Origin of the sequence: Mesorhizobium sp. WSM2240 (assembly GCF_040438645.1) — a bacterium.
Classification (GTDB): Bacteria; Pseudomonadota; Alphaproteobacteria; order Rhizobiales; family Rhizobiaceae; genus Allomesorhizobium.
The window spans coordinates 1,216,331-1,239,815 of record NZ_CP159253.1; the positions used below are offsets into that span (position 1 = coordinate 1,216,331).

Consider the following 23,485-nt stretch of genomic DNA (forward strand, 5'->3'; position numbering starts at 1 on the left):
CGGGCCGGCATGTCCTTGGCGTCAGCTTATTTGACGAGTTCGCAGCCGCCGTCGGCGAGCGGCCGGAACGCCTTGTCGGCCGGGATCGTGGCGACCGTCTCGTAGAGGTCCCACTCGCCCTTGGACTGATCCGGCTTCTTGACGCGGAAGAGATAGGCGTCGTGCGTTTTGCGACCGTCGGCGCGGACCACGCCCTTTCCGAACAACGGGTCGTCGGTCGGCATTTCCTTCATCTTGGCCATGACCTTCGTGGGATCCTTGTCGCCAACCGCCTCGACCGCCTTGAGGTAGTGCAGCACCGCCGCATAGACACCCGCCTGGATCATCGACGGCTTCTTGCCGGCTGTCTTCTCGAAGCGGGCAGACCATTCGCGGGTCTGGTCGTTGAGATCCCAGTAGAAGGTCTCGGTTAGCACCAGGCCCTGCGCGATATCGAGGCCGAGCGCATGCACGTCGTTGATGAAGACCAGCAGGCCGGCGATCGCCTGGCCGCCCTGGGTGATGCCGAACTCGGCGGCCTGCTTCATCGAGTTGATCGTGTCGCCTCCGGCATTGGCAAGGCCGATCACCTGCGCGCCGGACGACTGCGCCTGGAGCAGGAAGGACGAGAAGTCGGTGCCGGGGAACGGCGTCTTGACGCTGCCGATGATCTCGCCGCCTGCTTCCTTCACGACCGCCGCGGTGTCACGCTCCAAAGCGTGGCCGAAGGCATAGTCGGCTGTCAGGAAGAACCAGGTCTTGCCGCCGGCCGCCACCATCGCACCGCCGGTTCCGTGGGCGAGCTGCCAGGTGTCGTAAGTCCAGTGCACGGTGTTGGGCGAGCACTTCGCCCCGGTCAGGTCCGACGTTGCGGCGCCCGAGTTCAGGAAGATCTTGTTCTTCTCGCGGGTGATGTCGTTGACGGCGAGCGCGACCGACGATGTCGGAACGTCGGCGATGACGTCGACGCCCTCGGTGTCGTACCACTGGCGGGCGATATTGGACCCGACGTCCGGCTTGTTCTGGTGGTCGGCCGACACGATCTCGACGTTGATGCCCTTGTCGGCGGCCCCGAAGTCCTCGACGGCCATGCGCGCCGCGATGACGGAGCCTTCGCCGCCGATATCGGAATAGATGCCCGAGCGATCGTTCATCACACCGATCTTCACGTCTGTCGCGTAGGCCGAGCCGGCCATCAGCAGGCCGGCGAGCGCTCCCAGTATCTTTCCTGTCGTCTTCATTGTGTCTGCTCCTCCTGTTTCGACGCACCGCGCCATTCTTTTCGTTGGTCTCAGACGCCGAGATACCCGTGAAGCTTTTCGATGTTGGCGTCGAGTTCTGAATTGGGAATCGTGTCGATCACGCGCCCCTGTTCCACCACGTAGTGACGGTCTGCGACCGACGCCGCGAACCGGAAGTTCTGCTCAACCAGAACGATGGTGAATCCTTCGCGCTTCAGCCGCGCAATGGTAAGCCCGATCTGCTGGACGATGACGGGCGCCAGGCCTTCCGTGGGCTCGTCGAGCAGCAGGAGCTTCGCGCCCGTGCGCAATATGCGCCCGATGGCCAGCATCTGCTGCTCCCCGCCGGAAAGCTTCGTGCCCTGGCTGGACAGCCTCTCCCGGAGATTGGGAAACAACTCGAAGATCTGCTCGACGGTTAGCCCGCCCTCGCGCACCCGCGGCGGCAGCATCAGGTTCTCCTCGACCGAAAGGCTGGCGAAGATGCCGCGCTCCTCCGGGCAGAAGGCGATGCCTGCCCTGGCGATGGCGCGCGCCGGCAGCGAGACGGTTTCGCGGCCGTCGAAGGTGATCGAGCCCTTGCGCTTGGCCAGGATGCCCATGATCGCCAAAAGCGTCGTGGTCTTGCCGGCGCCGTTGCGGCCGAGCAGCGTCACGACCTCGCCCTCGCGCACGTCGAAATCGATACCATGCAGGACATGGCTCTCGCCGTACCAGCCTTGGAGGTTCCTGACCGAAAGCAGCGCGCCGGGCGAGGCGGCGGAAGATGCGCGCTCCATGGTTTCCGCCTCAGGCATGTCCGGCTCCGATATAGGCCTCGACGACGCGCGGATCCTTCGACACGCTGGCGTAGTCGCCCTCGGCCAGCACCTTGCCGCGTGCCAGCACCGTGATGTAATCGGACAGGGCGGCGACAACGGACAGATTGTGCTCGACCATCAGGATCGTCCGGTTGGCCGAGATTCGGCGGATGAGCTGCGAAATGCGGTCCACGTCCTCCTGCGCCATTCCCGCCATGGGCTCGTCGAGAAGCAGCATTTCCGGCTCGAGCGCCAACGTGGTGGCGATCTCCAGAGCGCGCTTCCGGCCATAGGAGAGTTCGCCAGCGCGAACTGCGGCGAACTCGGACAGGCCGACATCGTCGAGAAGCGCGGCGGCCCTGCCGTTGAACGCCGTCAGCACGCGCTCCGAGCGCCAGAAATCGAAGCTGTCGCCACGCTTGCGCTGCAGCGCTATGCGGACGTTCTCGATGACAGTCAGGTGCGGAAACACCGCTGAAATCTGGAAGGAACGGACTATTCCTAGCCGGGCGATGTCGGCCGGCTGCTTCCTGGTTATGTCGCGATCATTGTAGATGATCGTGCCGCGGCTCGGCTGCAGGAACTTGGTCAGGAGGTTGAAGCACGTGGTTTTGCCGGCGCCGTTTGGCCCGATGAGCGCATGGATGGACCCTCTTTCGATCTTGAGATCCACATCATTGACGGCAAGGAATCCCTTGAATTCCTTGGTAAGTCCGTTCGCGGACAAGATGATGTCTTGCGCCATCCGCTCCCCATGATCTCGCCAAGCGCTGCACGCCGAATAGCGACGCCAACGAGGCAGTGCACCACGATCGACTGGCGGCGGCCATACGCCTAAAGTCTAACGAGCGCCCACTACACCCCGCCATCGCCATTCCGACGCGCATCGGCGTTACGATAAAATCGCCCGAGAAGAAGCGGCGTGAGATACATCGGAATCTGGTAGCAGCCGATGAAAAGAAGCAGCGGATCGGTAATGGTGGCGGGCAGTGCCGTCAGGAACAGCGCTATGTTGCGGTTGCCGGCCACGATGGCGAGCGGCGTTGCGAGCCGGTATCTGCCGCTACGGCGCAGCAGCATCGCCACCATGATCTGAAGGCCGAAATTCGCGCCGAAGGCTACGGCCAGATTGATCGCGAGGCTGGAGGGATCGGAAAAAATCGCCGGCCCGACCGCCGACATCAGCCCAACAACCACCACCGCCATTGCGATGGCCGATGCGCCGTCGATCGCTTGCAATTTACTGACGCTCAAGTCACTCAGAAATCGCCAGCGCAGAATGAAGGCAAGACCGCCCGCCGCAAAGATGATCAGGAGCAGTCGGCCGGCCGCGGCGAAGACCTCCGATGTGTTGTCGAGCGCGGGGGTGAGCCAGAAAGCCGGCAGCACGGTCAGCGGCAGCAGCGCTGTGCCCACGATCAGCAGGCGAAGCGCAGGCGCCGGATCGTGACCGGTCATGACGGTCAGGTTCGGGCTGCCGGAGATCGACGATGCTGCCGCCATGAGCACCAGCGCCGTCGGCAGAATCCCGGTCCAGCCTATACCGAGCATGACCAGGATAAGCGCGACCGGAAACAGCACCTGGAAGACGAGTACAATTCCGACCGAAAATCTGATATCGCGCGCGGCGCCAAGCGCTTGGCGTGGGCCGACGCGAAGCGCTGCCAGGAACAGCAGCGCGGCGACCATCTCGCCGATCCACGGCTTTAGTGTTAGCGCCAGATCAGGCAGCGCGATGCCGGCGACCAGTCCAAGCACCAGCAGCAGGCGACCGTGTTTAGCGGCCTGGGTGAGGAACGCGTTGAGCAACTAGCGCGCCTGCCGCATGTTCTCGGGCAGCCAGGTCGCCAGTTCCGGAAAGGCGATCAGGATCAGCACCATGAGCGCCATGATCAGGAACATCGGAAGCGCCGCGCGTGTGATGTACCCCATAGGATGTCCGGTCATGCCCTGCAGGACGAACAGGTTGAAGCCTATCGGCGGCGTGATCTGCGCCATCTCGACAACAACAACAATGAATATGCCGAACCAGATTATATCAATACCCACCTGCCGGATCATTGGTTCGACGATGGCGATCGTCAGCACCACGACGGAAATCCCGTCGAGAAAGCAGCCGAGAATGATGTAGAAGAACAGAAGGACCATCAGCAGTTCGAACCGGCTGAGCTCGATCGATGCAATCCATTCGGCAAGCGCTCGCGGCAGTCCGGTAAAGCCCATCGACAAAGACAGGAAGGCAGCCCCCGCAAGGATCAGCGCGATCATCGCCGAGGTTCTCGTCGCGCCCATCAGGCTCTCGAAGAAATTCCCGGCCGTCAGCGCGCCCTGCGCGGCAGCCAACGTCAGCGAGCCGATAACGCCGATCGCGGCGGCTTCGGTCGCGGTTGCGACGCCCACATACATAGAGCCGATTACGGCCGCTATCAGAAGCAGGACGGGGGCCAGGAACCGCGACCGCTTCACCTTGTCCCAGAAAGGCAGTGTCGGCTCGGCGGCCGGATTGTAGTCCTTCGAGACCATAGAAACGACGACGACATAGCACATGAAGAGGGACGCCAGCACGAGCCCGGGGAGGACACCGGCAATGAACAGCTTTGTGATTGATTCATTGATCGCCACCCCATAGACGATCAGCGTCAGCGAGGGTGGGATCATCAGACCGAGCGTCGCCGCGCCGGCAAGCGTTCCGATAGTCAGGCGTTCCGGATAGTTCCGCCTGCGCAGTTCGGGGATGGTCATTTTGCCGACGGTCGTCAGCGTGGCGGCCGAGGATCCGGAAACCGCGGCAAAGATCGTGCAGCCGGCGACATTGGTGTGAAGCAGTCCGCCCGGCAGCCGGCCCATCCAGGGAGCAAGCCCCTTGAACATGTCTTCCGATAGTCGCGTCCGGTAGAGAATTTCTCCCATCCAGATGAACATCGGCAGCGCCGTCAGCGACCAGGACGACGACGAGCGCCAGATCACCGTCATCATGGCGTCGCCGGCGGGCCGGCTGGTGAACATCTCCATCCCGACATAGGCGACGCCGAGCAGGGCAAGACCGATCCAGACGCCGGACCCGAGCAGCAGGAAGAGGACGAAAAGAAAGATGCCGATGGCATAAAAGGGTTCCATCGGCGTTATTCCGCGTGGCTCTGCTCGGCGAGGTCGTCGCGGATGTTGTCGCGTCCGGTAACCAGCAGGGTGATGAGGTTGTCTATCAGGCAGATCGCGAGAATGACGGCGCCGACTGCCATCGGGGTTTGGGCGATCCACAACGGCGTCACGTCCTGACCCTGGCTGACATCATTCAGCTTCCACGACCAATAGACCATCTTGACCGCATACCAGGCGAGATAGGTCGAAGCCGCCGAGGCGATAGCGAGCGACCAGAGTTCGCCCCAGAAACGCCGTTCGCCCAAGGCGGTCAGAAGCAGGCCGACGCGGATATGGGCGCCGCGGTTCAGTGTATGCGCGAAGGCCAGGAACGAGGCCGCAGCCATGAAGTAGCCGGCATATTCGTTGGAGCCGTGGAAAGGAATGCCCATCCAGCGGGCGGCAACCTGCGCCGTGATGACGACCAGTATCGCAATCAGACACAAGGCCGACAGCCAGGCTGCGAAATCATAGACGAAGTCGAGGCTTCGGCGGATTATGCTGGCTTCGCCGTCCACGGAACGCTCCTGGATAGAATGAAGATGCAGACCCGGCGCTACCGCCGGGTCCCGGGCCGGCTATGTCAATTGGCGCGGTAAGCGTCGATGATAGCCTTGCCGTCGTCGCCGGCGCTTTTCAACCACTCGTCGGTCATGATCTGACCGAAGCCTTCGAGTTCATTCGCCAACTGCTCGCTGGGCGGCGATACCTTCATGCCGTTCTCTTCCAGCGTCTTGAGATAGCCGCCCGAAAGCTCCTTCACCTTGGCGAGACCATCCGCTGCCGCCTTTTCGCCGCAGGTGGTGATCGCCGCCCTGGATGCGTCGTCAAGCGCGGTCCAAGCATCCTTGTTGACGAAAACGACGTTGCGCGGCAGCCATGCCTGCACGTCGTAGAAATGCGTGAGCTGTTCCCAAACCTTCGAATCAACGCCGGTCGCGCCTGACGAAATGAAGCTTTCGACGACGCCGGTCGCCAACGCCTGGCTGAGTTCGGCCGCCTCGATCTGCACCGGCGCCATGCCGGCGAGTTCGGCGATCCGCGCGGTCGCGGCGTTGTATGACCGGAACTTCACGCCCTTCAGATCAGCGACCGAATTGACGTCCTTCTTCATGTAGAGGCCCTGCGCGGGCCACGGCACCGCGTAGACATAAACCAGGTTTTCGGCATCGAGAGCTGCCTTGAGCTTGTCGCTTGCAGCGGCCCAGAGCTTTTCCGAGGCGTCGAAGGATGTCGCGAGGAAGGGGATGGAGTCTATGCCGTAGAGCGGGTTTTCATTGGCGTGCGCCGAAAGAAGCCGCTCGCCGATGGGAGCCTGACCGGTCTGCACGGCCCGCTTGATATCGTTGCCGCCAAACAGCGAACCCCCCGCATGGGTCACGATCTCCAACTGGCCGTCGGTGCCTTCGCCGACGCATTTCGCGAAGGCTGCTGCGTTCTCGGAATGGAAATTGGTTGCTGGATAAGCCATCGGCATATCCCATTTTTCCGCGAAGGCGGCGCTTGCGGAAACGGCGGTAAACGCGGTCGCCGCCATCAGGCGTGCAAAATACTTCATTGCGATTCTCCCATTGAATTCGATTGTTACCGCCTAGTGAAACGTGAAGGGGCATAGGGCGCAAGGTCTAAGTTCGGTCGTTGGCCCGAAACCAGTTGCGCGAGAAGCCTGCCAGTCCTGGGCCCTGTCGTAAGCCCGATATGGTGATGGCCGAACCCGAGCCAGGCGCCTTCAATGCCCGGCACGGCTCCTATCACAGGGATGGAGTCGGGTGTTGCGGGCCGATGCCCCATCCATTCCTTCGCGTCACGCCAGGTCAGATCCGGCATTGTGGCGCGTATGTTCCTGAGCAGCAGATCGATAGGTGCGCGGGAGGGCGGCGCGGCCAGCCCGCCGAACTCGACTATGCCGGCAAGCCTGAGGCGGCCTTCCATCGGTGTTGCGACGAATTTCGCTGACGCGAACATCACCGGCGATCTGAGCATCCGGTTCGGCTCGTGCAGGTCGATGTGGTATCCGCGTTCAGTCTCAAGCGGCACCTCAAGCCCCAACTTCTTGGTCAATGAGCCCGACCACACCCCCGCCGTGACGATCGCGGCGGAGCAGGCGATGGTTTCGCTGCCGGCGCGGACGCCGGTGACGCGGCCGTTTTGATGCACGATGTCGGTCACTTCGGCGCGGATGACACGCCCGCCGCGGACTTCTACGTGCCGCGCCAGCGCTTTGACGTGGCCTCCCGGATCAGTGATGCGGCCATGCCCGCCCAGCCGAATTGCAAAGCTCAGGTCCGGCCGGAAGATCGGGTCATGCTCGCGAAGCGCTGTTCCGTCGAGTTCGTCCCATCGGAAACCATGTTCCCTGCGGATCGACCAGCCGAGGGTGTCGGCCTCGAACTGAGACCGATCGCGATAGACGTAGAAATAGTCGCAAGGCACGACGAATGGCTCCGCTCCGGTACCGTCGGCAAGCGCCTGATGCTCGGCAAGACTGTCGCCGGTAAGGGCAAAGAGCGCATTGGCGATCCGTCGCGTGTCTTCGGGCGTGCAATGGCTGAGATATGCTCTGAGCCAAGGTGCGAGCTTTGGGAGGTGTCGCCATTTCAGGAAAAGCGGTTGGCGCGGATCGAAAAGCATGCGAGGCGCCTTGCGCAGCAGGCCCGGCACCGTGACTGGAACGATCGCGCAGGAGGCAAGGACGCCGCCATTGCCGTAGCTCGTCCCTTCGCCGGGTCCGCCACGGTCGATCAGGATTACTTCATGACCTTCCCGCTGCAGCCAGATGGCCGCCGACACGCCCACAATGCCGGCTCCGACAATGACAACCGCTCCCTTCATGCTTTCAGTTGTTCCTCCCGCCCGTTGCCTTCCGATAAGCGGCCTCTCGATGCATATCGTGGACTAGCACGGATCAGTATGGCCGTGCCGCATCTCGGCGTTGTACCAGCCGCACTGGCTAGTGTTATATTCATCTGGATATATCGCTAGCCTTCGCATAGGTTGATTGCGATCTGCTTTGGAGAGTGGTCGAGATGGGCAGAAATGGATGGAGGTTCGCCGCGCTGATTGGCGCGATGGTAATGGCGCTTTCATCCGCGCCTTCCGTTCATTCGGCCGAGAAAGTGGTCGTGTTTGCGGCCGCCAGCCTCAAAAACGCACTCGATGCGGTCAATGAGACTTGGCAGACCAAGACTGGCCAAACGGCGACCATTTCCTACGCGGCAAGTTCGGCGCTGGCCAGGCAGATAGAGCAGGGTGCCCCGGCCGATATTTTTATTTCGGCCGATCTCGACTGGATGGAATATCTGTCGGAAAAGCAGCTTATCGCGCCCGGCTCCCGGACAAACCTCCTCGGCAACCGCATCGTCCTGATCGCAGCCACAGGCTCGACAATCGAAACCAGCATCGCGCCGGATTTCCCGCTTGCCGAGCTTCTCGGCAATGGCAGGCTGGCAATGGGCGACGTGAAGGCCGTGCCTGCCGGCAAATATGGCAAGGCAGCGCTCGAGAGGCTCGGCGTCTGGGCCGAGGTCGAAGACAAGGTGGCGCAGGCGGAGAATGTTCGCGCCGCGCTCAAACTGGTTGCGATCGGCGAGGCGCCGCTCGGCATCGTTTACCAAAGCGACGCCGTAGCCGAGCCGGCTGTAAAAGTGATCGGCATATTTCCGGAGGAGACGCATCCGCCGATCGTTTATCCCGCCGCAGTGATCGCGGATTCCAAAAATCCGGACGCCGTGAAATTTGTAAAACATCTGCAATCGGCCAAGGCGAGGCGACAATTCGAGGCGCAGGGCTTTACGGTGCTCGCTCCGGTCGCCTCTAACTAGCAATCTCGCATGGAACTGACGCCAGACGAATGGAATGCGGTGCGGCTGTCGATCAAGGTCGCTGTCTGGGCCATGCTGGGGAGCCTGCCGCTCGGCCTGCTCACGGCTCTGATTCTAGCGCGGGGGAATTTCTGGGGAAAGTCGCTCCTCAACGGCATCGTCCATTTGCCGCTGATCCTGCCGCCCGTCGTCACCGGCTATCTCCTACTGCTGAGCTTTGGCAGGCGGGGGCCGGTGGGCGCGTTCCTCGCCGAGCATTTCGGCATCGTATTCTCGTTCCGCTGGACCGGGGCCGCGCTCGCCTGTGCGATCATGGGTTTCCCGCTGATGGTGCGCGCGATCAGACTATCCATCGAGACCGTCGATCGGCGGCTGGAGGCCGCCGCCGGTACGCTCGGCGCAGGACCAGTCTGGGTCTTCGCGACCATCACCCTGCCGCTTATCCTGCCCGGGATTATTGCGGGCATGATCCTGTCTTTCGGCAAGGCGATGGGCGAGTTCGGCGCAACCATCACTTTCGTGTCGAACATCCCCGGCGAAACGCAGACTCTGCCGTCGGCGATCTACACGTTCACGCAAATCCCCGGAGGCGATGCGGGCGCGTTGCGGCTCACCCTGATTTCCGTTGCAATCTCGATGGCGGCGCTCATGGCTTCGGAAGCGCTCGCCCAGCGTGCCACCCGCCGGATCGAGGGCGCATGACCATCTTAGTCGATATCAATCACCGGCTCGGTGGCTTCCAGCTGGAGGCGCGGTTCGCGAGCGCAGGTCACCTGACGGCGCTGTTTGGACCGTCGGGTTCGGGCAAGACCTCGATCATCAGTATGATCGCGGGACTGATCCGGCCCGATCATGGCAGCGTTGCGGTTGACGGCCGCGTGCTCACCGACCGGATGTCCAACGTTTTCGTGCCGCCGCACCGCCGCCGCATCGGCGCGGTGTTCCAGGATGCGCGGCTGTTTCCGCATATGAGCGTCCGGCGCAATCTTGGCTACGGCAAGTGGTTCGCTCCGGCACGCGAACGTTACGCGGACACCGGCCGCATCGTGGAGCTGCTCGGCATCGGCCATCTGCTGGAGCGCAGGCCGAATTTGCTTTCCGGCGGCGAAAAGCAGCGTGTCGCCATAGGCCGGGCCTTGCTCGCCAGCCCGCGGCTGCTGCTGATGGATGAGCCGTTGGCCTCGCTCGACGAGGCGCGCAAAAGCGAGATCATGCCCTATATCGAGCGGCTCCGCGACGAGCTGAAAATCCCGATCGTCTATGTCAGCCATTCGATTGTCGAGGTCGCCAGGCTTGCGACGGATATCGTCGTGATATCGGACGGCAAAGTCGCTGCGGCCGGCCCGACCGGCGAGATCATCCAGAGGCTCGATCTTCTCCCGGCCGAAGAACGGGGCGAGGGCGGCGTCGTGCTCGATATGATTGTCGCCGATCACGACATCGGTTACGGCATGACAGTGCTGAAGTCGGCCGCCGGCGAAATCCGGGTTCCGCGCTTACGCACTGAGACCGGCTCGGCTATCAGGCTCCGGCTCCGGGCGCGCGACGTCATGATCGCGACCACCGAACCGGTCGGGCTCAGCGCCCAGAACATATTGCGCGGGAAGGTCGCGCGGATTGCCCATGCGGGCGATCCGCTGGTTGAGATAAATATCGATTGCCAAGGGCAGCAGGTGCTGTCGCGGATCACCCGCCTGTCCCTTGATGCGCTTCGGCTGCATGTCGGCCAGGAAGTCTTTGCGGTGATAAAATCTGTGGCTTTCGATCAGGAAAACCTGTCGAATAGCCTGATCGACCAAGGCTTCTGAATGGGAGCGCCTTACAAGAATGCCTTCGCTCAGCTTGCGGATAAATCTCGACCCCGAAGGCCGGATTGGACCCGGCAAGATCGCGCTGCTCGAAGAGATTTCTTCGTCGGGTTCGATCTCGGCGGCGGCCCGCGCCATGGACATGTCCTACAAGCGCGCCTGGGATCTCGTGGACGATCTCAACCGTCTGTTCGGCAAGCCGCTCGTCTCTGCCCGTACCGGCGGGAAAAGCGGCGGCGGCGCAGCGCTGACGCCCCTCGGACTTTCGGTCGTCACCCGGTTTCGCGCCATCGAGAACGCCGCAGTCGCCGCAGCCTCGCACCAATTGGCGGCGCTGCAGGCGGAGATCGAGGCGGGGTAGTCCAGGCGGGCGCTATTTGCCCAATTCTATGCTTCTGATCCTCGCTGCCTCCACCGCATCCGTAACCAACCGCTTGAGCCGGTCCTCGCCCATCAAAACAGCGAGCGCCGCCGCCGTGGTGCCGTTCGGGCTGGTCACCTGCTGGCGCAGCACGCCCGGATCCTCATGGCTTTCAGCAGCCAATGAAGCCGCCCCATAGACCGTCTGCATCGCCAGCAATTTTGCAGTCTCCGTCGGCAGTCCGGCGCTTTCTGCCGCCGCCGTCAGGCACTCGATGAAATGGAAAATATAGGCCGGGCCGGAACCGGAGACGGCGGTCACCGCATCCATGAGGCGTTCGTCGTCGATAGAGGCGACCTCGCCGCTGGCCGAAAGCAGGTCGGCGACGAATTTGCGAGTGCCGTCCGACACTCGGTCATTGGCATACGTAACCAGCATGCCCTTGCCGATTGCAGCCGGAGTGTTGGGCATGCAACGGATGATCGGCACGTTTTCTCCGAGGATTTCTTCGAATGTCGCCATCGCTGTTCCCGCCGCGATGCTGAGAAATATCGTGCGGCCGTCGCCGAAGCGCCGGTACCCGGCCGTCACCTCGCGTATCACTTGCGGCTTCACCGCCAGTACGACCAGGGCAGGGACGGCGCTCGGCGGAATGTCGCCGGCGTCGCTGCCCACGCTGCTGCCGAGTGCTCCAGCCCGTGCCCGCAATTCTACATTGGGCTCGATGACGAAGGTCTCGTCTGGCCTGAGCTTGCCCGATTTCAGCCAGCCCGAAAGCATGGCGTATCCCATGTTGCCGCAACCGGCGAGCACGACCTTCACTGTCATTCCGAGCCTCCGTCCTGCCTCCGTTTAGACGGTCCGGCACTCATGCGAAAGAGGCCGATTAGTCCGGATTGGAAGCCTTGAGTGGGAAGCGGGCGGTCAGCCTGAGCCCGATGACGCTGAACACGAAGAACAGCCATACGGGGTCGACACGCCGGAAGAAAAAGCTCTCCAGAAAAGAATTGAGAGCCGTGAACAGCAGGACCATCATGAAGAAATCGCCGAGAAAAATGTTCTCCTTGCGCAAAGGAATGCGCATGTAGTCTCGCAGCGGTGCGATGAGGAACGCCCAGATGGCGACAAACATTGCGGGCAGGCCCATTGTCACTGCGATATCGAGATAGCCATTGTGGCCATGGACGATGCCGCGCACGTCCCAGGCACGATCGAAAGGCTGGGCCGTACTGGTGACGGCGTCGGTGCCCCAGAAGCTGATATAGCCATAGCCGGCCCAGGGACGCTTGGCGATCATCTCGCCGACAAACTCCCAAAGCGTCGTACGCCCCGTATAGGTAAGCTCGGGGAAATGCTCCGCTGCAAGCTGCTTCAGAGGGTCGATGAAGACGATGCCAAGCGTGGCGAGCGACGTGCCGATCATCGCAAGCGCAAACAGCAACGGCGTCATCAGCCGCATTCCGAACAGGCTCGGCACGACTACGACGAGGATCGAAGCCGGCACCAGACCTGCTGTCGTCTTGGAGCCTGTGTTGATCATGAAGACCATCGCGCTGACAAACAGCAGCACGCCTGTCGCCTTCCAGCCGCGTCGAAAGAGGTAGATACCACCGAAGCTCAGGCAGGCCATCACCGGGCCGGCGATGTTCTTGTGGCTGAAGACGCCACGCCAGAGCCCGGCGTGCTCGGCCTCGATGGAATCGGCCGTGTGCATGGCGTCGTTCGGAAATATTATCAGGCCGGCGAAGCTCAGCCCGATGACGAAAAGCCCCGCCACCGCGATGACGGTCGAGAACGCGTCGGCATCGCGGGGTATCGCCAATACAGTCGCCATCGTCAGAATGCCGATGAGCGTAAAGGAGGCGGCGCGCATCGCGGCATTTGGGTCGGTGGCGTTGAATGCCGAAAGCAGCAGGAAGCCGATCATCAATAGAAAGGTCGGGCTGAACAGGGCGCTGACAACGCGCGGATTGGCAAAGGCCACCAGTGAGAAGATCGAAAGCGCGCCCAGCGAACCGAAGCCGAGCTGATTGACGATATCACCGCCGTCGCCGACGTTCGTGGCAGCTGGCTGGAATGGCTTGAACGACACCATCGCGACGGTCAGCAGGATCGTCGCGATGGCTGTGGTGACGCCGCTCCGCGAAAATGCCGCCGTGATCGGCGCGGCGTCAGTTTTTTTCGGGCTGACGGTACTGTTCATTGGCGTATCCGAACTCGGCCAGAACCCGGCCGAGCGCGACATGGACCGGATAGATGCCGATCGCCGGTGAGCCGGTCCTGGCGGTCCGGGCCAAAGCCCGGAGCGGCGACGCGGCGAGGAGCGCCAGGCTCTTTGCAAACACTCGAGCGTTGGAAAGGGGCGTGCCGGCCCGCTTCTTCTTCTCGACCAGCGTGGAGATGACGCCGTTGCGAAGGCTGCGTGCGCGGATCCAATCGGTCTCGACCCGGCGCGGTGGCACCGCTTCATGCACCGGCGCCTCGGCGCACCAGGCCAGCTTGAACCCGCGCTGCGCTGCCCGGCTCAGGAAGTCGGAATCGCCGCCGCCCATGAAGTTGAATTTGAGGTCGAGAAATGGCGGACCCATAGCAGCCAGCACATGCCGGCCAACCAGCAGATTGCCTGACGAATAGAGCGCGCCGACCCTTCCGCTCTTCGTGTAGGGCGGCGCAAAGACGGGATGCTCCGCCCATTTGGCGTGCGCCGGGCTGGCAAAGACCGGAACCTGCGGTCCGCCCACGATGTCCGCTTCGTACTTCTCCGCAGCGGCGCACATGTTTTCCAGCCAGCGGCGGTCGGCCACCTCGTCGTCGTCGATGACCAGCAAGTACCTGAAACCCGGAAAATGCATCACGGCGGTCTGCCAACCGGCATTGTAGGCGCTGCAATTGCCGCGCTCATGCGCGATGATGACCATCCCCTCCAGCGCGCCCGTGTCGAAAAGCGGCACCGCGGCGTAGGCGCCCTCGCGCGCATCCGCCTCGTTTTCCATCACGATCACTGCGAACGGGCGCGCCGTCTCCTGCAGCCGCAGCGATTCCAGCGTGGCCAGCAACTGTTCCGGCCGACGGAATGTCGGCACCGTCACAACGGCCTCGATCGTCGCCGGGACCAGTCCCGGAGATCGGCCGGCGATCGAAACCGGTCCATCTTTTTGCAAGGGCTTCATGCGAACGTCCGTAACTTCCTGGCTTGAATAGCACCGGCGGCGATAAGGATTCGTTAAACACCTTTCGCGGATGGCTGTCTGCTTGCCGCGGTTTGCCCCCGCCGGGTCGGCATTTTAAGCAAGGCTTCACTGGGTTTGGCTATTCGACATCTCAGGATAGGTGAGATGCATCTGCTGTTTGCCACTTCGATCGTGCCCGACGGCGGGCTTGGCTCGGGTTACGAGATCGCCAACGCCGCGATCATCGCGGCTTTGCGCCGTGCAGGCGTTCGCGTGACCGTAATCGGCTTCACCTGGCCCGGCCGGCAGGCACTGGATCCCGAAAACACGATCGTTCTTGGTTCCGTCGACGTTCGCAACGAGCATGCGTCGATCGCGCAGAAGCTCAGATGGCTCGCCAAGGCGGTACTGGCCGGCCTGACATTCTCCTCGGTAAAGCTGCGGCTGGTCAGCCCGGAACGTCTGCACCGCGCCGTCACAGGGGCCGGGCCCTTTGACGGCTACGTGCTGAACTCCGTGCAGTTTGCCGGCGCCTTCGAAGACCTGTTCGACGACCGGCCCTCGATCTTCGTCGCCCACAATGTCGAGCATGTCTCGGCAATGGAAAACGCGACCGCCGCGAAGGGCGCTTTCGAGCGTTTCCTGTTCCGGCGTGAGGCGCGGCTTCTGAAACGCCTGGAGGCGCGGCTCTGCGGCAAGGCACGATTTGTCTTCACGCTTGCGGAAGAAGACCGGGCGGCGCTGGGCGTGGCTTCCGATGCCAAATCGGCCGCACTGCCATTGGTGACTCGGCCCGATGCCCCGCCGTCACCGGCCGCACGCCGCAGGGATTGCGACGCAGCCCTTGTGGGCACCTGGACATGGCAGCCCAATCGCATTGGTCTCGACTGGTTTCTGGGTGAGGTCGTGCCGCGCTTGCGCCGCGATTTCACGATCCGCATCGCCGGCTCCAAACCCGCCGGCGTCACCTCGTCCCATCCGGGCGTGACATTTGTCGGTCGCGTTCCCGACGCGCAGGATTTCGTCTGCAGTGCTGCAGTCGTGCCGCTGATCAGCAGGGCAGGGACCGGCGTGCAGTTGAAGACCATCGAGGCATTCGAACTCGGTCTGCCGACCGTCGCCACGAGCTCATCGTTGCGCGGCGTCGGGCATATTCCCGCAAACTGCTTCGTTGCCGACGATCCGGCGGCCTTTGCGGCAGCGCTCGAGCGCGCCGCCGCAGGCGAGATCGCCGATGCCGACGGCGCCGCGTTCTATCGCCGCCAGCGCGCCGAACTCGACGCGCAGGTCAGGCGCGGCCTGGAAGCGCTCGGCCACCAGCGGCACGAGGCGTTGGCATGAACATGCACGCCGCCAACGCCATCGGCATTTCCGCCTGCAAGACCATACTCGGCATCTCCGTTGCAAGCGCCGGGTGGGACGAAGCGATCGGCCTCTTGAAGCGCATGCTGGCCGAACGAAGGTTCACCAAAGTCAGTTTCCTCAATGCGCACAACGCCAATGTCGCTTCCATAGACGCGGCGTTCGCCGATGCGCTCGAAGATTTCCTCATCCTGCCGGACGGCGTCGGTGTCGATATGGCGGCGAAGATCCTTTACGGCTCGCCTTTTCCGGCAAACCTCAACGGCACGGATTTCATTCCGGGCTTCCTCAGGGCCGCTTCCAAACCGCTGACCGTCGGGCTGCTCGGCGCAACACGCCGCAACGCCGACGCGGCCGCCGGCAAGCTGGCTGCCATCGCTCCTCAGCACAGTTATATCGTGATCCATGACGGGTATTTTTCACCGCAGGAAGAACCGGGCGTCATCGAAGCCATAAGAGAGTTACGGCCGGATGTGCTGCTGGTCGCCATGGGCGTGCCGAGGCAGGAACTCTGGATCGCGCGGAATCTGACGGATAAGCATTGCACGCTGCCGATAGCTGTCGGCGCGCTGCTCGATTTCCTGAGCGGAGCCGTGCCGCGCGCGCCCGGTTGGATGCGGCGCATGCGCCTGGAATGGCTTTTCCGGCTGATTATAGAGCCCGGGCGCCTCTGGCGACGCTATATTGTCGGCAATCCGCTCTTCCTTGCGCGCGTCCTGCGCCAGAAGCTCGCCCGTGGCAGGGGCAGCCGGTGAACAGCCGCTTCTTGCCGCAAGCGGCCGCGCTCGGTCTGATCGGCAAAACGGCCGCTTCCGCCATGGTGACGGCCAGCTATGCGCCCGATTTCGAGCGCTGCCGCCTGCTTTGCGAGACGGTGGACCGGCATGTGACCGGCTTGTCGCATCATTACCTACTGGTCGAGCGGGACGACGTGGCGCTGTTTCGCCAGCTTGAAACGAGGTCACGGACCGTGGTCGACGAGCGCGACCTGCTCCCAACGTGGCTCCACGCGGTCAGCGATCCTGCGAGCCTCTTCCGCCGCCGCATCTGGCTGAGTTGGAAAACAATGCCACTGCGCGGCTGGCACGTTCAGCAGCTTCGGCGCATCGCCATCGCTGCCCATGCGGAGGAGGACGTTCTCGTCTATTGCGATTCCGATGTGGTCTTCCTGAAACCCTTCGACTGCGCGGCGTTTCGGAGTGACGGCCGGCTGCGGCTGTTCCGGCGCGACAATGCGCTGCCGGGCACAGGCGATCACGCAACCTGGTCTCGAAACGCCGGCGCGGCCCTGGGCATCGAGCATCCGGCGATTTCGCCGCATGACTATATCTCCACCCTGATAGCCTGGAGCAGGCGGGACGTTCAGGGGATGTGCGCGCAAATCGAGCGGCTGCACGGCCGCAACTGGGTCGAAGTGGTCGGCTCGTCCCGCAAATTTTCCGAATGCCTGATCTACGGTCGCTTCGTCGACGAGGTGCTCGGCGGTGCCGGGCATTTCCATGCCGGCGAGGAATTCTGCCGCGTCCACTGGACCGGTTCCGCCATGTCCGACGACGAATTCCGGCGCTTCGTCGCCGGCATGTCGCCACAACAGGTGGCGATCGGAATGCAATCTTTCATAGGCACCGATATCGACCGTATCCGTCGCCTGACCCAGGCGGCGTAGCCATCAGACCGGCTTGGCCGGCATGCGCAGCGCCGAATAAGTCAACAGCGCCGACACCAGATAGAGTGCGGCGAACATCGCGTTCAGCGACCATATGAAGACCGCGGTGTCGAGGCTGTTCGTCATGATGAAGATCAGCAGGACGGCCTTCGCACCCGCCAGCAAGGCAAGATTGAGCGCCCGCACGAGCGTCTGCCCGCGCGCGAACAGCAGTTCGGCCTGATACTCGACTAGGTTGCGCAGCCCCGGTACGAAAACCGCGAGTCCGACCAGCGGCGCGGCCTCCGCTACGGTTCTGCCTAATGCCGCCGGGAAAAAGTGAAGGACTATAGCAAGGCTCAGCAACGCGCCCGTCGAAACAGCAAAGATGCCGGCTTCGATGCCGCCGCGCATGCGCCAGCTTTTCAGCATGTCGGGGGTGCGCATCATCCGCTGCACCAGCATCATCGAAAACGTGCGGATCGGGATAGCGGTAAGATCGACCAACCGCATGACGATCGCATAGAGGCCTGCAAGCTGCGGTCCACCGATGGCCAGCACGAGCAGTTTGTCGAACTCCATCTGCAGGTAGAACAGGATCTCAGCCCCTGCGACATAGAGCGAATCGGCAAGCCGCCGCCAGTAGAGACGCGGCTGGAAACGTAGTCGCTGGCGCGGATAGAACAACGCGACCGCCGCAATGAGCGCGATGGCGTTGACGGCGATATAGATGCCTGACCAGGCGGCCAGGCTGTCGATCGGCCAAAACGCGAACACGACGGCGCCAGCCGCCCGCATCACAGTGCCGAAAATGGTCAGCGAAGCCGCTCGCCCGAACCGGTTCAAGCCGTTGTTGACGATGATGACGACTTCGAAGGGCCGCCACAGCAGCACCTCCGCGAATATCACGGCCGCAAACAGGGAAAGCGCCATCTGGCCGGAAAAGAACAGCAAATAGGTCAGCCAGGACGCGGCTGCTACGACCGGCAGCGATAGCGCCGCTATTGCGCCGAAGCCCGCGGTATACGTACCGATCAGGTTCGGGCGGATTGTCGCCGTTCGGTAGAGCGCCGAGATGAAGCCGAACGCCAGGATCCGCGACAGCATGACGCCTGCGGCCGATGCGGTTGCGAAAAGCCCGAAATCGGCCAGTGACAGCGTGTTCGCCAGCGCGACGAAGTAGAGCAGCGAAAACACCAGTCGGCCGCCGGCGCCGCTGATCGCCGCGAAATAATCGCGCAGGAGACCACGCCGCTCCGAAAGGAACGCGCCAATTCTGGCGAAAGGCCGCCTTTGCCGGATATCGCTTGCCTCGGTCATGTCTGGGCAATGCTAATGCGGAAAGTTTAATGGCCGGTTCCGGGAGAGGCCGACATAGGTTCAAGGACCAAATGATGCACGTCTTCAAACCAGGAAATTAACCTTTTGTTTTCCATGGCTGTTTAGCGTGGCTTAACGTTTGCATTCACCAATCCGGCATGCGTCGAGAAACGGCCGCAATCCATGTTTGACACCGACCAACGCGACGATCCACGGCGTGAGCGCTCGTTGCTTTCGTTTGGCGATCCGCGCCCGGGCGAGGAGGTGTCGCGGCGGTCCGGGTCGCTTCTTGCTGCAGCGGAGCCGCCGCGCTCTGACAATGCTGCCGCTCGCCATCAAGTCGCCCGGCAGAAGCGGGAAATGTGGAGCGATCCGCCTCAGCAGCGCCTCGAAAACGCCCCCGCAATCGATCAAAAACCTGCCCCCTTGGCCGAGCCCGCGTCAGCCAAGACGGGCCGGATCGGCCGCCTCCTGCCGGACTGGATTAGGCGGCCCCTGCAGGCCGAAAGCGATGAGCCTCGTCCAGCTTGGGATGCCCCCGTCGGCCGCCGCGAGCATAGCCGCGTCGATATCTCTAAGGTCGAAATCGCCGAGCCGGCTGCCGATCGCGACGTACCGGACGAACATTGGAAGCCGCTCATCGACCCCGGCAAGGTGGTCGCCGGCATAGCCAAATCGAAATGGATCATTGTCGGCACGACACTCCTCGGTGCGATTCTGGGCGTCATGATCGCCCTTTCCACCCCGAAGAAATACGAGGCCACAGCCGAGCTGCTGGTCGATCCGCGCGACCTCAATCTGGTCGAACGCGATATCACCCAGAGCGGGCTCTCCAATGAGGCAACTCTGGCGATCATCGAGAACCAGGTCCGGATTCTGACCTCCGGCACGGTTCTGATCAAGGTCGTGGATCGCCTTAACCTCGCCAGCGATCCCGAATTCAACGGCGAGGGCAGCGATGGCGGGATCGGCGCGTTTATCTCGAATCTCCGCTCGCTTCTGTCGCGCAGCGATGGCGATGGCGCCGGTGACAGACGGCACACCCTTGCCGTCCAGAATCTTTCCGAGGCCCTGACGGTCGAACGTGGCGGCAAGACATTTGTCATCATGATCAGCGCGGTCACCAGGGATGGCGAGAAGTCGGCGCTGATCGCCAACACGATGACCGATGTTTTTTTGCAGACCTACGGCCAGATCCAGTCCAATACGGCCGGGCGGGCCGAGGAGGAACTGACTTCGCGACTCGACCAGCTCCGCGCAGGCGTCGAGGCGGCCGAGCGCAAGGTCGAGACCTTCAAGGCGGAAAACGACATCATCGACGCCCAAGGTCGCCTGATCACGGATGACGAGATCGTCAAGTTGAACGAGCAGCTTTCGGTGGCGCGTGCGCGAACGCTTGAACTGAACGCAAGGGCAGCGTCGACGCGCTCGGTCAATGTCGATGCGGTGCTCGGCGGAACTCTGCCGGAAGAACTCACTTCGCCGACGATCCAGGAGCTGCGCGCCCAATATTCGGCGCTGAAAAGCGACGCCGACCGGATGGCGGTGCGGCTCGGCCCACGTCACCCCGAACGCATGGCGGTCGAGGCGCAGCTTGCGGGCGCACGCGACATGATCAACAGCGAGTTGCGCCGCATCGTCTCGTCGACGCAGACGGAGTTGAAGCGGGCGGTCCAACTCGAACAGGAACTTGCCTCGCGGCTCGCGCAGCTTAAGGTGCGCCAGGGCGACCTCAGCAATGAACTGGTCACGCTGCGCGAACTCGAACGCGAAGCGTCCGCCAAGCGCGCCGTCTACGAGGCATTCCTTTTGCGTGCACGGGAAACCGGCGAGCAGAAGGACATCAACACCGCCAATATGAGCGTGATCTCCAAGGCCTGGCCGCCGCTCAACGCCAATCCGCCTTCGCGTTCGACAATGGCGCTGACCGGGCTGATGCTCGGCTTCTTCGCCGGCGTCGGCTTCGGCGGGATGCGCGGAGCCTATGAGAGCCTGAGCGAAACCGCCAGTTCGCGCTCGGCGCGACAGAAGCCGCGAAGGCGCGATCCATCCAGCCCGATTACTCCTGCAAAAGGCCCGGAAGGGACTGGCTCATCCCTGCCGGCGGATCAGGAAACCGGGTATCGCGCCGTCCGGCCGGAAACGAGCAGCCAGCAAGCCGCTCCGGCCGACGTCGCGCCCGAGGCGCAGCCGGAGCCGCAGAGCGCGCCGCGCCGCCATGAGACGTCCGAAAGATCGAGGGGAAGTTCGATGCAAGATCCAGTCTATGCCTATCCACCCTTTGGCGCGCCACATCCTGCGTCCGCCCCTGCGGTCTATCCGATGCAGCCGCAGGCCTACCCGCAGCCTTATCCGCCGGCACAGCCGCAGCCCGTTTACGGGCAGCCGCAGATGCAGCAGCCGTACTATGCAGATCCCAACGCACCTGCGACGCACTATGCGCCGCAGGTGGCTTACCCGCCTGCCCCGCTCCAGCAGCCGCAGCATTGGCAGCAGCCGCAGATGCCGCCGCAATCTTATTATCCCTATGCGCAGCAGGGGCAGCAGCCAGCGGGCTTCTATCCGGCGCACATGCCGCCGCAGACGCTTTATCCTCAGCATGCAGCAGTGCAACCTTACGCATCGCACGCTGCGGCGCCGGCTGCGCCTTTCCGGCAGCCGGAAGCTCCTCCTCCGCCTGTGGAGACGCAGCAGGCCCCGATCGACGAAATCCGGTCCAGCCTGCGCGAATTTCGCGAGGCCGTGCGCGACTTCACCGAAGCCCGGCAGCGCCGCCGCTATTTCTGAGCGACGAATTCCGCAGCGGTTTCGAGTTTACGCCACGCGACGCCGCTTTGGCGGATTGCGCCGGCAATTTTTCGCCACTATGCCGCAGACTGCCAAGCTCCAGTCAAAGGATCGATCATGGCCGAAATCATTGACGGAAGAACCGTAGCCGATGAGGTCGTGCAGACTGTAAAGCGGCTCACAGGTGAACTGGTGAATGCCAAGGCGATCACGCCTGGCCTGGCGGTCGTCATCGTCGGCGAGGATCCGGCAAGCCAGGTCTACGTCTCCTCCAAGAGCCGCAAGGCCAAGGAATGCGGATTCCATTCGGTTCAGCACACGCTGCCTGCCGAAACGTCGGAGGAACAACTGGTCGCGATCGTACGCGATCTGAATGCGGACCCGGCGATCCATGGCATATTGGTGCAGCTGCCGCTGCCGGCCCACATCGATGCCGGCCGCATCATCCAGACCATCGCGCCCGAAAAGGACGTCGACGGCTTCCATTACATCAATGTCGGCAAGCTCGGCACTGGTGAACTCGACACCGCCTTCGTGCCCTGCACGCCGGCAGGCTCCATGCTTCTGATCGAGCGTGTGCGCGGCAAGGATCTGTCCGGCTTGAATGCTGTTGTTGTCGGCCGCTCGAACATCGTCGGCAAGCCGATGGCCAACCTCCTGCTGGCCGCAAACTGCACAGTGACCATTGCCCACAGCCGTACGAAGGATTTGCCGGCGCTTGCCCGCACCGCCGACATCCTGGTTGCCGCCGTCGGTCGGCCAGAGATGGTCAAGGGCGATTGGGTAAAACCCGGCGCCACAGTCATTGACGTAGGCATCAACCGAATCGCGGCGCCGGAAAAGGGTGAGGGCAAGTCGCGGCTGGTCGGAGATGTGGCATTCGCCGAGGCCGAAAAGGCCGCCGGCGCGATCACGCCGGTGCCGGGCGGCGTCGGCCCGATGACAATTGCCTTGCTGATGGCCAACACGTTGGTTTCCGCATATCGTGCCGCGGGTCTCAAGCGCCCGACATTCTAAACCCAGGTCCGAGCTTTGCCCCCGCTTCCTGTTGCTGTAGAACGGCCGGCCATGCCCGACCAAATCCAGGGGGGCCGGCAGTTTGCGTTTCTGCTGGTCGACAAATTCTCGATGTTTTCGCTGGCCGCCGCGATCGACACGTTCCGATCGGCGAACCGGCTGCTGGGCTATGACTACTACGGCTGGACCACTGTGTCGGCGGACGGCGACGCGGTCATGGCGTCGAACGGCCTGCCGCTGAAGATCGACTACAGCGTCGCCGATCTTCCGCCTGTCGACATTCTGTTCGTTTCCGTCGGCCTGACCACCGAATTTCCGGGCAAGAGCAAGGTGCTTGGCGCGCTCCGCAGCTGGGGCAGGCGCGGCGGCGCGCTCGGCGCGCTTTCAGTGGGTTCCTTCCTTCTTGCTGAGGCCGGCCAGTTGGAAGGCCATCGCTGCACCATCCATTGGGAAAACCGGGCCGGCTTCATGGAAAAATTCCCGGATATCGAATGCACCGGCAACGTGTTCGAAATCGACCGCAAGCGCTATACCTGCGCCGGCGGCACGACCTCCATCGACCTGATGCTGGAGATCGTGCGCACTGACTTCGGCTCCGGCATCGCCAACGGTGTCGCCAACCAGTTCCAGCACGAGCGCATCCGCTCCGCTGGCGACCGCCAGCGCGTCGGTCCGGAGCGCGACCTGACCGGCAAATCGGAGAAGCTGCGTAAGATCGTCGAACTGATGGCCGACAATCTCGACGAGCCGTTCTCGGCGGTGCAACTGGCGAAGTCCGCTGGGTTGTCGGTGCGTCAGGTCGAACGCCTGTTCCTGCGCCATCTCAACGTCACGCCCGGCCGCTATTACATGCGGCTCAGGCTCGAGCGGGCGCGCGAATTGCTGCGCCAGACCAACATGCCGATCCTTGATGTGGCGATCGCCACCGGCTTCACTTCGCATTCCTATTTCGCGCAGAGCTATCGGCTGCAGTTCGGCCGCCCGCCCTCGGAAGAACGCCGCACCACCTATTGAGCTTGGATGCCCCTACGGGTTG

Annotated in this window: 22 protein-coding genes; 10 read left to right on the top strand and 12 right to left on the bottom strand. The window is 62.9% G+C overall.

Annotated elements, in window-relative coordinates:
- Positions 1-26 precede the first annotated feature (26 nt).
- The 8 genes from ABVK50_RS05815 to ABVK50_RS05850 all read right to left on the bottom strand — a co-directional run bounded on the left by ABVK50_RS05815 (position 27) and on the right by ABVK50_RS05850 (position 7,990).
- Complete coding sequence (locus tag ABVK50_RS05815) at positions 27-1,220, bottom strand: ABC transporter substrate-binding protein (RefSeq protein ID WP_353642463.1); 1,194 nt, start codon at positions 1,218-1,220, stop codon at positions 27-29.
- A 50-nt stretch (positions 1,221-1,270) separates the two neighbouring features.
- Entirely contained in the window at positions 1,271-2,017 is a 747-nt protein-coding gene (locus ABVK50_RS05820) for an ABC transporter ATP-binding protein (RefSeq protein ID WP_353642462.1), read from the bottom strand.
- Positions 2,010-2,765: an ABC transporter ATP-binding protein gene (locus ABVK50_RS05825; RefSeq protein ID WP_353642461.1), complete on the bottom strand. Its 756-nt coding sequence runs from the start codon at positions 2,763-2,765 to the stop codon at positions 2,010-2,012. The genes ABVK50_RS05820 and ABVK50_RS05825 overlap by 8 nt, the downstream gene beginning before the upstream one ends.
- A 110-nt stretch (positions 2,766-2,875) precedes the next feature.
- A complete protein-coding gene (locus ABVK50_RS05830) occupies positions 2,876-3,829 on the bottom strand; it encodes a hypothetical protein (RefSeq protein WP_353642460.1) in 954 nt (317 codons plus the stop codon).
- On the bottom strand, positions 3,830-5,137 hold the full coding sequence (locus ABVK50_RS05835; RefSeq protein WP_353642459.1) for a TRAP transporter large permease subunit: 1,308 nt from the start codon (positions 5,135-5,137) through the stop codon (positions 3,830-3,832).
- Positions 5,138-5,142: 5 nt separating this feature from the next.
- Positions 5,143-5,676: a TRAP transporter small permease gene (locus ABVK50_RS05840; RefSeq protein WP_353642458.1), complete on the bottom strand. Its 534-nt coding sequence runs from the start codon at positions 5,674-5,676 to the stop codon at positions 5,143-5,145.
- A gap of 65 nt (positions 5,677-5,741) precedes the next feature.
- The gene (locus ABVK50_RS05845; RefSeq protein ID WP_353642457.1) at positions 5,742-6,716 is read right to left on the bottom strand and encodes a TRAP transporter substrate-binding protein; all 975 of its coding nucleotides are present in this window, start codon (positions 6,714-6,716) and stop codon (positions 5,742-5,744) included.
- A gap of 26 nt (positions 6,717-6,742) precedes the next feature.
- Complete coding sequence (locus ABVK50_RS05850; protein ID WP_353642456.1) at positions 6,743-7,990, bottom strand: FAD-dependent oxidoreductase; 1,248 nt, start codon at positions 7,988-7,990, stop codon at positions 6,743-6,745.
- Positions 7,991-8,184: 194 nt separating this feature from the next.
- On the opposite strand from ABVK50_RS05850, the gene modA reads away from it, so the two are divergent.
- The 4 genes from modA to ABVK50_RS05870 are packed head-to-tail and all read left to right on the top strand — an operon-like array spanning position 8,185 to position 11,148.
- Positions 8,185-8,979 (top strand): molybdate ABC transporter substrate-binding protein, encoded by a 795-nt coding sequence (gene modA, locus ABVK50_RS05855; RefSeq protein WP_353642455.1) that lies wholly within the window; start codon positions 8,185-8,187, stop codon positions 8,977-8,979.
- A gap of 9 nt (positions 8,980-8,988) precedes the next feature.
- Positions 8,989-9,681, top strand: a complete 693-nt coding sequence (gene modB, locus ABVK50_RS05860; protein WP_353642454.1) for a molybdate ABC transporter permease subunit — start codon at positions 8,989-8,991, stop codon at positions 9,679-9,681.
- Entirely contained in the window at positions 9,678-10,787 is a 1,110-nt protein-coding gene (modC, locus tag ABVK50_RS05865; protein WP_353642453.1) for a molybdenum ABC transporter ATP-binding protein, read from the top strand. Before modB ends, modC begins: the two co-directional genes overlap by 4 nt.
- A 19-nt stretch (positions 10,788-10,806) precedes the next feature.
- Entirely contained in the window at positions 10,807-11,148 is a 342-nt protein-coding gene (locus ABVK50_RS05870) for a LysR family transcriptional regulator (RefSeq protein WP_353642452.1), read from the top strand.
- 12 nt (positions 11,149-11,160) lie between these two features.
- Here the strand turns inward: ABVK50_RS05870 and proC are convergent, their stop codons facing one another.
- Genes proC through ABVK50_RS05885 form a run of 3 tightly spaced genes read right to left on the bottom strand, consistent with a single transcriptional unit; the run spans position 11,161 to position 14,318 of the window.
- The gene (gene proC, locus ABVK50_RS05875) at positions 11,161-11,976 is read right to left on the bottom strand and encodes a pyrroline-5-carboxylate reductase (protein ID WP_353642451.1); all 816 of its coding nucleotides are present in this window, start codon (positions 11,974-11,976) and stop codon (positions 11,161-11,163) included.
- A gap of 58 nt (positions 11,977-12,034) precedes the next feature.
- Positions 12,035-13,351 (bottom strand): O-antigen ligase, encoded by a 1,317-nt coding sequence (locus ABVK50_RS05880; RefSeq protein WP_353642450.1) that lies wholly within the window; start codon positions 13,349-13,351, stop codon positions 12,035-12,037.
- Positions 13,320-14,318, bottom strand: a complete 999-nt coding sequence (locus ABVK50_RS05885; RefSeq protein WP_353642449.1) for a glycosyltransferase — start codon at positions 14,316-14,318, stop codon at positions 13,320-13,322. Before ABVK50_RS05885 ends, ABVK50_RS05880 begins: the two co-directional genes overlap by 32 nt.
- A 165-nt stretch (positions 14,319-14,483) precedes the next feature.
- Here ABVK50_RS05885 and ABVK50_RS05890 point away from each other — a divergent pair, with 165 nt between their 5' ends.
- The 3 genes from ABVK50_RS05890 to ABVK50_RS05900 are packed head-to-tail and all read left to right on the top strand — an operon-like array spanning position 14,484 to position 17,346.
- Positions 14,484-15,659 (top strand): glycosyltransferase family 4 protein, encoded by a 1,176-nt coding sequence (locus ABVK50_RS05890; protein ID WP_353642448.1) that lies wholly within the window; start codon positions 14,484-14,486, stop codon positions 15,657-15,659.
- Positions 15,656-16,435 (top strand): WecB/TagA/CpsF family glycosyltransferase, encoded by a 780-nt coding sequence (locus tag ABVK50_RS05895; RefSeq protein WP_353642447.1) that lies wholly within the window; start codon positions 15,656-15,658, stop codon positions 16,433-16,435. The genes ABVK50_RS05890 and ABVK50_RS05895 overlap by 4 nt, the downstream gene beginning before the upstream one ends.
- On the top strand, positions 16,432-17,346 hold the full coding sequence (locus ABVK50_RS05900; protein WP_353642446.1) for a DUF6492 family protein: 915 nt from the start codon (positions 16,432-16,434) through the stop codon (positions 17,344-17,346). The genes ABVK50_RS05895 and ABVK50_RS05900 overlap by 4 nt, the downstream gene beginning before the upstream one ends.
- 3 nt (positions 17,347-17,349) lie before the next feature.
- Here ABVK50_RS05900 and ABVK50_RS05905 read toward each other — a convergent pair whose 3' ends face one another.
- Complete coding sequence (locus tag ABVK50_RS05905) at positions 17,350-18,645, bottom strand: lipopolysaccharide biosynthesis protein (RefSeq protein WP_353642445.1); 1,296 nt, start codon at positions 18,643-18,645, stop codon at positions 17,350-17,352.
- 183 nt (positions 18,646-18,828) lie between these two features.
- Between ABVK50_RS05905 and ABVK50_RS05910 the strand changes: the two genes are divergently transcribed.
- From ABVK50_RS05910 to ABVK50_RS05920, 3 genes are all read left to right on the top strand, one after another.
- Positions 18,829-21,432: a Wzz/FepE/Etk N-terminal domain-containing protein gene (locus tag ABVK50_RS05910; RefSeq protein ID WP_353642444.1), complete on the top strand. Its 2,604-nt coding sequence runs from the start codon at positions 18,829-18,831 to the stop codon at positions 21,430-21,432.
- Between the two features lie 117 nt (positions 21,433-21,549).
- Complete coding sequence (locus ABVK50_RS05915; protein WP_353642443.1) at positions 21,550-22,449, top strand: bifunctional methylenetetrahydrofolate dehydrogenase/methenyltetrahydrofolate cyclohydrolase; 900 nt, start codon at positions 21,550-21,552, stop codon at positions 22,447-22,449.
- 51 nt (positions 22,450-22,500) lie between these two features.
- Positions 22,501-23,463, top strand: a complete 963-nt coding sequence (locus tag ABVK50_RS05920; protein ID WP_353642442.1) for a GlxA family transcriptional regulator — start codon at positions 22,501-22,503, stop codon at positions 23,461-23,463.
- Positions 23,464-23,485 lie beyond the last annotated feature (22 nt).